Origin of the sequence: Peribacillus saganii (assembly GCF_003429095.1) — a bacterium.
GTDB lineage: Bacteria > Bacillota > Bacilli > Bacillales > DSM-1321 > Peribacillus > Peribacillus saganii.
Genome location: NZ_QVTE01000015.1, coordinates 88,049 through 100,913, shown reverse-complemented (window position 1 = coordinate 100,913; position 12,865 = coordinate 88,049). Strand labels below are relative to the sequence as shown.

At 36.6% G+C, this 12,865-nt stretch carries 11 protein-coding genes; 8 read left to right on the top strand and 3 right to left on the bottom strand.

Annotated features, from left to right (window positions below):
• Positions 1 to 73: 73 nt before the first annotated feature.
• The gene (locus tag D0469_RS06360) at positions 74 to 502 is read left to right on the top strand and encodes a DUF4275 family protein (RefSeq protein ID WP_117325801.1); all 429 of its coding nucleotides are present in this window, start codon (positions 74 to 76) and stop codon (positions 500 to 502) included.
• A gap of 461 nt (positions 503 to 963) precedes the next feature.
• Positions 964 to 1,509 carry a GNAT family N-acetyltransferase gene (locus tag D0469_RS06350; RefSeq protein ID WP_117325853.1) on the top strand — a complete coding sequence of 182 codons (546 nt, stop codon included), beginning with the start codon at positions 964 to 966 and terminating at the stop codon, positions 1,507 to 1,509.
• Between the two features lie 95 nt (positions 1,510 to 1,604).
• Here D0469_RS06350 and D0469_RS06345 read toward each other — a convergent pair whose 3' ends face one another.
• Positions 1,605 to 2,615, bottom strand: a complete 1,011-nt coding sequence (locus D0469_RS06345; protein WP_233522960.1) for a C40 family peptidase — start codon at positions 2,613 to 2,615, stop codon at positions 1,605 to 1,607.
• Positions 2,616 to 3,819: 1,204 nt separating this feature from the next.
• On the opposite strand from D0469_RS06345, the gene D0469_RS06340 reads away from it, so the two are divergent.
• The 5 genes from D0469_RS06340 (at position 3,820) to D0469_RS06320 (ending at position 8,032) form a co-directional block, all read left to right on the top strand.
• Positions 3,820 to 4,068 (top strand): hypothetical protein, encoded by a 249-nt coding sequence (locus tag D0469_RS06340; protein ID WP_117325800.1) that lies wholly within the window; start codon positions 3,820 to 3,822, stop codon positions 4,066 to 4,068.
• Positions 4,069 to 4,362: 294 nt separating this feature from the next.
• Positions 4,363 to 4,653: a hypothetical protein gene (locus D0469_RS06335; protein WP_117325799.1), complete on the top strand. Its 291-nt coding sequence runs from the start codon at positions 4,363 to 4,365 to the stop codon at positions 4,651 to 4,653.
• A gap of 96 nt (positions 4,654 to 4,749) precedes the next feature.
• Positions 4,750 to 5,328, top strand: a complete 579-nt coding sequence (locus D0469_RS06330; RefSeq protein WP_117325798.1) for a LemA family protein — start codon at positions 4,750 to 4,752, stop codon at positions 5,326 to 5,328.
• The gene (locus D0469_RS06325; protein ID WP_117325797.1) at positions 5,325 to 6,050 is read left to right on the top strand and encodes a TPM domain-containing protein; all 726 of its coding nucleotides are present in this window, start codon (positions 5,325 to 5,327) and stop codon (positions 6,048 to 6,050) included. The genes D0469_RS06330 and D0469_RS06325 overlap by 4 nt, the downstream gene beginning before the upstream one ends.
• Positions 6,051 to 6,829: 779 nt before the next feature.
• Positions 6,830 to 8,032: an ATP-binding protein gene (locus D0469_RS06320; RefSeq protein ID WP_267897289.1), complete on the top strand. Its 1,203-nt coding sequence runs from the start codon at positions 6,830 to 6,832 to the stop codon at positions 8,030 to 8,032.
• Positions 8,033 to 8,337: 305 nt separating this feature from the next.
• Here the strand turns inward: D0469_RS06320 and D0469_RS06315 are convergent, their stop codons facing one another.
• Together D0469_RS06315 and D0469_RS06310 are read right to left on the bottom strand one after the other, a co-directional pair.
• On the bottom strand, positions 8,338 to 9,753 hold the full coding sequence (locus D0469_RS06315) for a sensor histidine kinase (RefSeq protein WP_117325795.1): 1,416 nt from the start codon (positions 9,751 to 9,753) through the stop codon (positions 8,338 to 8,340).
• 1,201 nt (positions 9,754 to 10,954) lie between these two features.
• Positions 10,955 to 11,305, bottom strand: a complete 351-nt coding sequence (locus tag D0469_RS06310; protein ID WP_117325794.1) for a winged helix-turn-helix transcriptional regulator — start codon at positions 11,303 to 11,305, stop codon at positions 10,955 to 10,957.
• A gap of 306 nt (positions 11,306 to 11,611) precedes the next feature.
• On the opposite strand from D0469_RS06310, the gene D0469_RS06305 reads away from it, so the two are divergent.
• Positions 11,612 to 12,481 (top strand): SDR family oxidoreductase, encoded by an 870-nt coding sequence (locus D0469_RS06305; RefSeq protein WP_117325793.1) that lies wholly within the window; start codon positions 11,612 to 11,614, stop codon positions 12,479 to 12,481.
• Positions 12,482 to 12,865: the final 384 nt, after the last annotated feature.

Here is a 12,865-nt window from a genome sequence, read left to right as displayed (position 1 = left end):
CTTATGAAGTATTGAGGACAATGAAAAAGTAATATTTTTGATAATATAAGAATATCAATTATGGAGGCATTTTATGGACATAGAAGATATTTTAAAAAGCAAAAAAGTGAAGGTAACTGAAATTCCAAGCTGGGGTACATATTTACGGAAACCATGGGAACTCAATTTTGCGAATCATCTTAGCTTTAATGATAAAAAATCAATTTATTTGTATGATCAAGACGGTGCCTGTGGATATTTATGGCACTTATTTAGCTATGGTAAAAAGAGCTGTAAAAAAGATGAACAAGCCCAAACAGCATTTAATAACGAACAGAAAGATAAATGTTATATCTTTTATCAGCATTCCGATCACGCGTTGCTTATAGAGAATGCAAGATTATTTTCTGCTGATGATTTAATAAACGAAGAAGATGTGTATGTTGTAGATAAAGAATTTAGCTGGACTTATGTAAAAACACACGAAACTGGCTGGTGCGGCCCGTATTTTAGTCGGAAGTAAAATGAATGTCAGGTTGATTTTATTATTGGGGAGCTAGTATCATATCCGGCATTCGAAAATTTTCACGATCAAGTGCATGTATACTTTCCGGCGGGGAATTCAATTTCATACCATGTAGGTGATCCGCAATCAATTCAGCGACTTCCGGTCAAGTAAAATCATCAATTTTAATCTCCGAAGAATGAGTTGATCACAGCTCTTTTCCTCATTTCAAACGTAAGCGGAGAATATAATACACCTTTTTAAGATTATACTAATACATATTTTAAAAAGTGACTATTCACTTCTGTAAGTAATTTTACTGGGGAGTTAAAAGTCCTGGTAGTATTATAGATATCCACAAAGAAAGGATCATTTCTTAACGTGAAAGAGATAGTTGAACTAAAATGAAAGGTTATCACCTGATGGAGTCAGGTGGTTCCCAGGATGAAAGTTTTAATCATTTGAACGGAGTGACCATCTTGTACATAAACAAACAAGAATTTATTGTTAATGGACTAAAGCATACAATCAGATCTGCAATTGCAGAAGATGCGAATCAGTTGTCTGATCTAAGACTGCAAATTGATGGAGAAACAGAAAATTTAGATAGAGCAAAAGGAGAGGCATTTATTGATGCTCAAGGTTTTGAGCAAATTATAAAAAAGGATACGGAGAATCCTAGGAATATATTTTTGGTAGCTGTAGTGGATGGCCGGATTGTTGGATTTTCAAGATGTGAAGGGAGCCATTTAAATAGATTCTCACATAAAGTAGAATTCGGGATAGCCGTACTAAAAGAATTTTGGGGCTTTGGAATTGGGAAGAGTCTTTTAAAACAATCGATAGCCTGGGCTGATGCCAATGGCATAAAAAAGATCACTTTACATGTGCTGGAAACTAATGAAAAAGCCATTCGGCTTTATGAAAAGCTTGGCTTTGAAGAGGAAGGCGTTTTAAAGAATGACAGAGTCCTATCAGACGGAAAATATTACAACACGGTTATCATGGGAAGATTTATTCATTAGCTTTTACGATCAACAATATTGATTATAAAACCGAATATTAAAAGCGAAAAGGTATTTACAATTTTCCATGTAAATACCTTTTTTTCAAGGGTTTATTATAAGTATCTGCGCGCTCCTGCGTATTCTTGTTTATATGGCGAAGTATTAATTGAAATGATTTCTACGGTTTTCCCTGCTTTTGGCGAGTGAATCATTTTTCCGTTTCCAGCATACATGGCAACATGATGAACTCTGCCTTTTCCTTTGTTATAAGCGAAAAACATTAAATCCCCAGGCTGTAATTGAGTTTTATTAACAAACTTGCCCTTCTTAATTTGCTCAGAGGCATCTCGTGGCAATAATATCCCGTGATATTTGTAAATAGAATGTGTATAGCCAGAGCAATCAAACCCAAAAGCAGAGTTGCCGGCCCATAAATAAGGCAATCCTAAAAACACTTTTCCTGTGTTTACCAAATCGGAGCCTTTTGGCTTTGGAATTTTAGAAAGTGTCATATATATATTAATGTCACTTCTTTTAATCCATTTAGCCTGATTAGCAGGAGTCATAACCTGTACCCAGTCCTGTTGTACATTTATGATAGGTAATCTTGTATTAAAACTGACTTCTAGAAACTTTTTGATTTTATCATTATATAGATAAGCAGTCTTTATTTTGACACTTGCTGTTTGGCAATTTTCATACCCGGCTTTTTGCGTAATGATTTGTGTTTTTGGCATCCAGCCAGGATACCCATACTTACTCTTTGGAGTATATTGGTCTTTAACTGCAACCTGTACCCAGCTGCCACTCGTTTTTAGTACTTGAATTTCCTGGCCATATAAGCCCTGTGTTTCGGTTTTGCCTGTCAGCCAAATACGAGAAGATGTTGTTGGCATTTTTGCAGTCCAGGTTCTCATATCAACAGGATTAGAAAGAGAGTATTTATCAGTTGTACGTTTTGCACCGGGTTCTTTCCACAGAGTAGCTACCGAAACATTTACATATGTCTTATTAGACTGATTTGGATTGTAGCAGGCAGGGGCTGCAGCATCAGCTTCTCTTGGAGTTAGCGGCAACAAAATGGATAAAGAAAGTGCTGCAATCATTAACTTTTTTAATTTCAATCAACACACCTCATAAATTGGTAATTTAAGTGTTTTGTTTTTGTAGTATCTTTCATGGCCTAATTGCTATCTAGTCTGAAGAAAGGTACTTAAACCCGGTTAATCGTACAGGCATAATAGATGTCCCACAAGGAATCTCTAGCAGAGCATATTGTACAAAAAAGTAAGGATTCTTTCTTTTAATTTATATCGGAAAGTCTCTTAACTATTTAATAACATAGAATATGATGATCATCATTTTACATGATATTAAAGAGATTACGCAGCCTATAATTCGACTAAATTGATCCTTACATTTCCAATTACAAACTGTAAACGTAGTGAAGGAGTAATCTTTGTCAGAAACATTTAAAAATAATACCGGCAATAAGCATCTGCATACATCCTTTAGAAAGGATTATTTTCCGATTAAGAGGCGTCAGTCAGGGGATTCAATAGATTGTAAACGCGGTTTCTCCAGATGCAGATTAGAAGCTAAAAAAAGATGATATGCTTGTCGTGATTGGAAATCGGGATGACTTGACTACATTTTCATACATAGAGTAACTATCACACCTGCTACTGGTGGTATGGCAGCTGAGGAGATAATGTGAAACGAAAGAGATAAGAAGCCTATGGTGGGTTATTTAGAAAGACGGTCACTTCAACCCTAACGACCCTTTCCATCAATTGACAGAATGCTTAATTTATACATATGTTCCAGATGCTAATAATCCATAAGCTGCCTTGTGGTTTATTCGGTCTATTAATACGTTTGAACTAATCCTTGCACGAAATTGGAAACGATAAAGGCATCTAACTTTAAAGACTTACTCTATAAATAGAAATCCTGTTACAAACAAAAAGTGCTTTCCTTCAAAACCGGCTGTCATATTTGACGGCTTTTTATCGAATGAGTATGACAGTTAAATTTAACGAACCATTAAAACCTTGGAAACTGCAAACACCCTCGGTATTTTGTACCTTTTTTCTTCTATTAAAAAACGTTTTTCAATTTGTTTACACGGGTAAAGGTTTTGAATTAAGAGAATTGGATGCAATAGTTGGACAAATATTTAATTGCATTACTGTCCTACGCGTTCATTGAAATGGGATAAATAGAAAATATGTGATGCACAAGTTTCGCAAATAAGCGAAATTAATGTTCTTCACTATTATGTAGATTGAAGGGCATTAAATATTTGTTGCTAAGGAGATGTGGCATATGAATAAAGAGCTATTCGAATTAATGACAAAGATTTTGGATGAAGTAGGCAAACTGAAATCGTATATAAAAGAAAGGAAACAGGATAAAGGAATCGATTTGCAGGCAACAGAGAGAATAATAAATAGGTTAGATAATATTGTTGAAGAGGCAGATAAGGAATTAATTGATACACTTATTAGGATTGAAAAAAACTTCGATTTCGAAAAAACTAAGTCTACCCTTATGTCAAAGAAAACTGACAAGTAAGATAAAGCAGAGATAAAAGCCGTCTTGTGCGGCTTTTTGTTCTCTCACCAACGGCAAATTAATCAGTTTTTTATATTAGATGTTAAAAAAAGAAAATTCTTAAAAAGAGGAACTTTCCCCAGGTGAAACCGCTGCTATTTTTAAGATGCTTTCTTGTTGGCTAACGCAGAGTTTATGAAGGAAAAGGACCAAGAATATTTAATTTAATACATAGTCCTTTCATTCTGAAGATAGAAATCACGCGTCATTATGAATGGAATAGCTCTATGATAGGTTAGGGGGATATTGAAATACATGAGTGAAATTATATTCCTAGCTTCATCCAAGCCATTTAAAATACCTGATGAAATTGAAGAATACAATAATCGAAAAGTGTTTGAACGGGAGGAAGAGGCTATCTTTTTCTCTGTTCAAGAGGTCGAAGATTACTTCAAGAGAAAAATTGAGGGACTGTTTTTGCTGCCTTACATTTATATAAAGGAAATGGAGTTGAAAATCGTTTATTTCCTATATCTGTTAGTTTCCTGGAATTCTATCAATATCATTTGGCTGTTCGATAAAGTGGCCTGGTTATCATCATCATAATAAATTTTAGGGAATCCACTCGTCTTTTTTGTTTAAGAATGTTTGTTGTATGGGAACATACCACATATAACATCGTTGGAGAAGAGGAGTGACAGCATGAAAGGATTTAAAGGACCATTAATTATAATTGGCGTGATCGTGATCGGAGCCGTAATTATGTTAGCGAGCAGTTATAATGGATTTGTCAGTGCTGAAGAAAATGTTGATAAATCTTATGCCCAGATTGAAAATCAGCTGCAGCGCCGGCTGGATCTGATACCGAATCTCGTTAATACAGTAAAGGGATATGCAGCACATGAAAAGGAAGTAATTGAGTCTGTGTCTAATGCTCGGGCGAGATTAGCAGGGGCTACTTCACCTGAAGAAGAAGCGAATGCAAATGCTGAGCTTACAAATGCCCTATCCCGCCTGTTGGTTGTGGTGGAAAATTACCCGAACTTAAAAGCGGATAAACAATTTACACAGCTGATGGATGAGCTGGCTGGTACAGAAAATCGGCTTGCTGTATCAAGGAAAGATTATAACGAGGAGGTAGCACAGTATAACAAGAAGGTAAAAAGATTCCCAGGTGCGCTAGTTGCTGGTATCACTGGATTTGATGCTAAAGAATATTTTGAAGCTGACCCGCGTGCAATAGAAACACCAAATGTTGATTTTGGGGGCAGTGGACAATGAAAAAAAGAACGGTTTCCAGCTTATGTTTAGTCCTTTTTGTATTAGTTTTTTGGGACATGGGCGGAGCGGCTGCCAGCCTTCCTATACCGAAACCGGCTGGAGATATTTACGTTCAGGACCTTGCTAATATTTTATCCCAGCAAGAGGAAAATGAGCTTTTGCGTCTGGGGCGAATGATTGAAGATAAAACAAGTAATCAGGTTGCTGTTCTCACTGTGGAAACAACAGGCGGTGCTGAAATTCAGGAATTCGCCAATGAAGCTTTTCGAACTTATGGTATTGGACAGTCTGAGAAAGATAACGGCGTCATGCTGGTGTTAGCCATGAAGGAAAAGAAAATTTGGATAGAAGTTGGCTATGGGTTAGAAGGAGTAATTCCCGATGGCAGAGCAGGCAGGATTCTTGATGAAAGAGCAGTTCCGATGCTGCAGGAAGGTAAGCCCAATATTGCCATCATGCAGACTTATTCCGAGCTTGCCGATGCTGTATCAAACGAAAACGCTGGAGATGGACGCCAGGATAGAGGGCAGGAGTCTGCCCTGCCGGGGTGGCTGCTGGTTGTAATCATTGCAGCTGTGGTCATACTGGATTTTAAGTTTTTTGGCGGGACGCTGTCATATGCCCTGATCTCCATGCTATCATTTGGCAGAGGAAACGGAGGAGGACCACGCGGAGGTGGAGGTGGCTCATCAGGTGGAGGCGGAGCAGGAAGAGGATGGTAGAAAATCAATTGATAAGGAAAAAGAACATGAGGAGCGAGGGAATTGTAATGCCGCTTACTTATTTGATATGAGTCTTCCCAACATAGACAAAAAGAAGATAATACACTATATTATTAGACTCCTCATGTGCAGATCCTGATTATTGGTCTGAGTATGGAAATAAAGCTAACTTGCCCCGTTAACGGAACAACTAAATTGACATAAATAAAACCGTTAATTGCTTGATTGTTTAGAAAGAATTTAATGACAGTGATTCATTATTCTGTATAAATATGCCAGATTCACTTTCTCGGCAATAGAGGGCTAACTATATTTAGCCCTTTTTTCATTAGACTCTTTTTTCTGTATGCCCGAAAACAGAATCGGTAAAATATGTTGGTTTTCGTCCTGTATGGATAGGATCTGCTACTCTAAAGCAATTAAAAAATCTGTTCTTTTACATTTTTATAATAAATTTTCAGTATTGTGGTTCTTGATTCCGTTCACACTAGTTGTAAAAATATGTCGTAAAAAAGATACCTTTTAACAAGTATATGAGAGATCGGTAAAACGCTTTGATTGTTTTTGTACATCTTAAGAAGTTTCAAAGTGGTACTTCCGTAATGAGTTTGTTGGTTTTTGTCGAGATTTTTGTATATAGTAAACATACTCGATACAGTAGAATATATCTTAAGCCTTAATCCTGGATCCAAAAGTTTGTAATCTAGCAATTTCAATTTGGGGGGGAATACGTGGTTATTGAATTTGAGCAAGTTTTAAATCATGTTTCAATAGTACTTATGCCAATCTTGATATATTACTTGATCTTTCAGAGAGATTTTAGGGAGAGCAGTAAGCCAAACTCAATACTATTACTTATTCTTCTGTGTATGTTGTTACTCACGATGTCTTTTCCTATTGTATTTTCAAAAGATTATGTATACGATTTTAGAATGATTCCTGTTATTGTTGGTTTTTTGTATGGTGGAGTAAAGCCAGGTTTCATAACAGTAGCAGCACTATTGATTTATAGATTCTTTATTGGTGGAGAGGGATTTTATGTAACTCTGTTCAGTTTTTCCATTCTTACTTTGATTCTTTTTGCTGTAACTCGAAAATATGAAGCAGTAAGAATGAAACAGAAAGTAATCCTAGTTAGCGTGCTTTATTGGATTTTCACATTATTCAGCAGTCTTACTCTGTACACTATTAATCAACAAAACCAAATTGCATTTATGGTGATGTTTTATTTCATTACTTGGTTATGTTTGATGGTAACTGTCCTAATAATCGAAAAAGTGAATCACCATACAGCGATACAAAAGGAACTCCAAAGAGCTGAAAGATTAAATGTTATCAGCCAACTAGCGGCGTCTGTAGCCCATGAGGTTAGGAATCCAATGACGACGGTTCGCGGGTTTTTACAGCTAATCCAAAACGATAAAGATCTGGATAACTCGAAAAAGCACTATTACACCAATATCGCACTTGATGAACTGAATCTGGCTCAATCAATAATTACTGATTATTTATCATTAGCAAAGCCGCATACGGAAGACCAACATCCTATAAATATCTCCAATGAAGTAAAGAAAACTGTAGAATTGATGAGATCTTATTCAAATATACAGAACATAAGCATTACTTCGTCCATACAGGAGTCCCTCTATATCAAAGGAAACAAAGATGAGATAAAGCAGGTTTTGGTTAATATCATAAAGAATGGAATTGAATCTATGAATGCAGGAGGGGCACTTGTTGTCAATACCTATAAAAAGGCCGGTGCAGTAATGATCGAGATTATTGACAATGGCAAGGGAATGACAGACCGCCAACTTAAACAACTAGGAACACCATTTTATACGACCAAAGAGAAAGGCACCGGTGTCGGTCTAACGATTTCCTTTCAGCTGATTCAGTCAATGAAAGGAAAAGTACACGTTGATAGTGAGATTGGGAAGGGCTCCGTGTTTACCATTCAATTTAGAGCTATAAACTGCTAAAGGTATGGGTTAAATATTTATATGATTTAGCCCTTTTTTATTTTGTCAATAAACCGTTTTATTGTTTAGACCAGAAGATGGTAGCAAAACATGGTAAAGTTGTTATCAGGAGAGTGAACGATATAGTGGAAAGTGTTAAGCGGTGATGAACTGCCCCTATAGGTAGTCCAACACCACCAGTAGTATTAACCCTGCTAGTAATACCATATACAAATTGAAACGCTAATGGCAGGAACTGAATTTCCGGGATAGTACTGGGCCTCTCCTTCTTCTAAGCTTAAAATTAGCTCAAACCATAAAAGAGACTAATTATTAACGAACATATCAGAATAATCTTGAATAGGAAGGATAATTTTGAAAGTAGTTCCGTTTTCGCTGGTTTCTTGTACTTCAATCGTACCCTTATGGGCTAACACAATGTTTTTACAAATAGATAGTCCAAGTCCCATACCATCCTGCTTACCCGTTTTAAACGGTTGAAAAATAGTCTTAGCAATATCAGAATGTATTCCCATTCCCGTATCTTGTATTTCAATAACAATATGATTGGCCTTTTGTTCAAGACGGGTGTAAATTTTCTTTTCGCCTTCTTTTTCTGTCATCGCCTCTATTGCATTCTTATACAAATTCATAAAGACTTGAGATAATTTTGAGGAGTCTAAGCCTGTATACACATCCTCTTTGGACTCTATAGGTTCTATGCAAACTCCACGCTCTTGACCTTTTAACTGCATCATATCAATAGAGGCTTCTATGATTTCATTCACACACTCATATTCAATTTGAATCTCCCTGGTACTAATAAAATCTACAAAGTTATCAATGACTTTCTGAATATGTAAAGTTGAATTATGCATGATTTCAGCCTTTCTTTTTAAGTCAGGGTCTAATTTATCACTATATTCTGCAAGTTTGAAATAACCTAGTAAAACAGTTAGAGGATTTTTAATTTCATGAATAAGACTTGAAGTGGTGTAATCCACAAATTCTATCTTCATTTTTTCAATCTCTACTCTTCTTTCAAATTCCATAACTTTTTCACGGAAATGGTTAAAAGAATATAACACCCCCACTGTAAAGAGTGTACAAGAAGTAAGACTTGTAATAATGACATATTCATCGTTAAAGTTCATTAATCCAAGTACAGACGCAATGGCTGCATACACCGTAAAGCGAATATGAAAGGCTTTTAAATACTCATTATTCATTTTGACTGCAATATGAAAGGCGCATCCTAACCAAATCAATAAAGAAAATGTTTGCAGCATTTGGATAAAACCAATTGGTCCATACTCTGGATAGTAATGAGGCAGAATCTTACCTTCCAAATAAATTAGATGGGTTACGGTTACATCTGTCCAGTTTAATATGTAGAAGATCACAGTTATTACTGCATAAACATTGAAGTTCCTTCTAGTAAAAATCTTATTCATAAATGAAATTTTTTCTTGAGAGTGAATCAATGTTTCCGTTATGGTTAAGAAGAACATAGTAGGTGTAGCCAATGCCCCTATCCGAAGCAAACGGAATAACACTTCTGCCTGTTCAGCCGTAAACAAATCTACTGCATATAACACCCCGATATATCCCTGCCATAACATTTGGCAGATGATAATCCCTATTAAACTATATGTAAAGATACTTTTTTGAGAAAACTTAAAAATATAAACTAGCAGCGAAGCCAATATGAATATTATAAAGCCAACTAGTAGCAGTATCACTTACAGTCACCCCCTATATATCTCTAGATAAAGAGCACCGTAATGCCCTGCGAATTCCTGAATTGTTACTTCACTCTATTTAACTTCTTGTAAATTGTATTTCGTCAAGATGGGGTTCTTCTAAAGCCTATACATGATTTCACCTGTAGCATCAGATCACATAATAGAAACAGAATCAAAGGACAATTCAATTTTTTTTGATGACACAGGTTCTTCCATCTGTTTGTGTTTCAAGAATAACGGTTGCTACAGCTCTTGCCAAGAGGGAATCATCCCCGTTATAAAAAGTAAATCTGTTTTATTTGCTTCCCATAAGAGTTTAGAAAAAATATGGCATCCTTTTTTTAAAAAATTCGGTATGACTAGTTTAGCCAGGCTATATTCTCAGCTCATATAGGGTGTAATTTTCAGTAGTTTCGTGTAATAAAACTATTATAGATTAACTTTTTCTCTCTTAACCCATGCGGAAAGCAGAATAACGCTGCTTTTTTTGTAATGACTTTAGTGATTAAATTAAACTTTCTGAATAAGCTTTTTTGGAGCAGACTTTTAATATTTTACATATTAAAATCCCTAAAGGGAAATGATTCTATATAGAATTAATCCTTTAATGGGCTTTTATATTATATAATCCCATTTTTGGTAGTGAGAACTTTGGATATTATAGCCAGTATTTTGTGCAGTTTGAAAAAGAGAACTTATAGATAAAACTGCGAACATCCAATTTATCAGCGGCACACCGTCTGGTACCATTCACCAATGGGATTGTTACGATGATTGGTAGAATATTGGCAAAGGAAGCAAGCATGAAGGGGTCTGTAACTCTTTAAGAGTTTTTTAAACAAGCATAATTCCTAAACTACTCTTGTGGCTTTTAATCTTTACAATAACGTTTTTACCATTAAGTGAAGTTAATGGAGGGGTGTGCGCTATGATAAAACGGATTATAGCGATAGGATTTGCGGTCATATTAACGGCAGGGTGTATGGATGATGGTTCGGATATGAAGGAGCCATTGTACGTTAAAGAAGAAGTTAAGCCAGTACCATTCGAAGGCAAAGCAGGAGGGGACAGGGCCAGTCTTCACGTCTATTTTAGGAGCAAGTTAAATGAGAAGAAACGATATAAGTATAATGGGAGTATCAGTTCTAGGGGGGGACAAAAGGGCGAAACCATATGCCCTTTTGTTCTTGTGTTCCTTTTATTTACGCTGCATGTGTTTTTTGCCCCACTCGCCCATAATATCCAATACAGGGATAAAGGTTTTTCCTTCGGGTGTCAGTGAATATTCTACTTTGGGAGGAACTTCTTTATATACTTCTCTGTGGACCATTTTATCTTCTTCCAATTCCCTCAGCTGCCGTGTTAGTATTCCTTTTGAAATACCAGGTAACAACCTTTGAAGTTCGTTAAATCTTCTTGTCTGCTTACTTAGATGCCATAAAATAATAATTTTCCATCTGCCTGCAGTTAAATTTTGAGTATATGTCACAGGACATACTTCTTCCTGTCCTTCTGGAGGGGTTTCTCCTTGAAATTTATAGCGAGCCATCGTTATATCCCTCTTTTACATAATGGTATTATTTTTGTGACTATGTCATAAAAAAATGCCTACTTTTATTATCACGACTATGGATATATTATATACCTGTAAATGATTATTCAACAAGTGAAACATAAATAACCTGGAGAAGATGGGGGCTGGCAGGTCAATTTGAAAATAACTAAAAACAGCTAATTAAGTGTGTTGATACATACACAAAAAGTAAATATTATGGTTAGTTGTGATAATGGAATGGCATTTCTTCGCTTTAGCCCATTTTTTAATGCGCAAAAAAATTAATTGGAGGAATAGAAAATGAAAATGTTAGTTACAGGAGCAACGGGAAAATTGGGAACGAGAGTTGTGGAGACCTTATTGAAAACTGTGCCAGCGAGTCAACTGGCTGTCAGTGTTCGCAATCCAGAGAAAGCAGAAGGATTACGATCTCGTGGAGTAGAAGTACGCCAGGGAGATTTTGATCGGCCGCAAAACTTGGATGCTGCCTTTGCAGGTATCGATCGTTTATTAATTATTTCTGCGGATGGAGACAATGAAACAAGAATTCGTCAGCATACCGATGCGGTAGCTGCGGCCGAGCGTGCTAAAGTTAAATTCATCGCTTATACAAGTATAGCGAATGCAAGTGAAAGCACCATGTTCCTTGCTCCACCACATCGTGCTACTGAAGAAGCCATCTTGAAAACAGGCATTCCATACTCCTTTTTACGGAACAACTGGTATTTGGAGAATGAAATCCCGAGTATACAAGGTGTCCTGGCAGGAGCTCCATGGGTGACGTCTGCAGGGAATGGCAAAGTAGGCTGGGCACTTCACCAAGAATATGCAGAGGCTGCTGCAGCGGTACTATCCGGAGACGGACACGAAAATACGATCTACGAGCTTTCTGGGAAGCCATTGACTCAGGAAGAGTTTGCATCTGCTCTTGGCACTGTATTAGGTAAAGAAGTACCTGTGCAACAGGTTGATGACGCCGCTTATGCCGATATTATGAAAGGTGCTGGCTTACCTGAATTCCTGATTCCTATGCTTGTTGACATCCAGAAAGGCATTCGGGATGGAGCTTTAGAAATCGAGAGCAATGATTTTGAAAAACTGCTTGGTCGCCCTGCAACACCAATAAATGAAGCTTTGAGCCAAATTGTTAATGAAATCTCCGAAAAATAAAATGACGCTTAGCCAAGAAACGACCTTCACATAGAGGTCGTTTTTTTAATGAGGGACTATGAGGAAAATTTCCTGAAGAATGTGAAATAATGCTGCTTGAACAAAAGGGTACAAAAAGTTAAAGATAAAGGCTGTTGTTCGGAGCTTTTTCTTCATTTAATTGAAGGAATATAATGGAAATACGGTGGCTAGCGGCTCATTCATTGCTGTGATAAAATTAAATACAGAATATTTAAAATTTAGAAGGGAGCTATGATTTTAAAAACAAGTGATGTTTTTACGTGGGAAAGAACTTTTACGAAGGAAGATGTTTTCGAGTTTGGACGGGGGACCAGGGGAACCATCATATAGAACCAGATGACAAAGATCGTGTAATGGTTCAGG

Coding starts and splice junctions, on each gene's coding strand:
- D0469_RS06360 (WP_117325801.1), top strand. CDS start 74: ATGGACATAGAAGATATTTTAAAAAGCAAAAAAGTGAAGGTAACTGAA.
- D0469_RS06340 (WP_117325800.1), top strand. CDS start 3,820: ATGAATAAAGAGCTATTCGAATTAATGACAAAGATTTTGGATGAAGTA.
- D0469_RS06335 (WP_117325799.1), top strand. CDS start 4,363: ATGAGTGAAATTATATTCCTAGCTTCATCCAAGCCATTTAAAATACCT.
- D0469_RS06330 (WP_117325798.1), top strand. CDS start 4,750: ATGAAAGGATTTAAAGGACCATTAATTATAATTGGCGTGATCGTGATC.
- D0469_RS06325 (WP_117325797.1), top strand. CDS start 5,325: ATGAAAAAAAGAACGGTTTCCAGCTTATGTTTAGTCCTTTTTGTATTA.
- D0469_RS06320 (WP_267897289.1), top strand. CDS start 6,830: ATGCCAATCTTGATATATTACTTGATCTTTCAGAGAGATTTTAGGGAG.
- D0469_RS06310 (WP_117325794.1), bottom strand. CDS start 11,305: ATGGCTCGCTATAAATTTCAAGGAGAAACCCCTCCAGAAGGACAGGAA.
- D0469_RS06305 (WP_117325793.1), top strand. CDS start 11,612: ATGAAAATGTTAGTTACAGGAGCAACGGGAAAATTGGGAACGAGAGTT.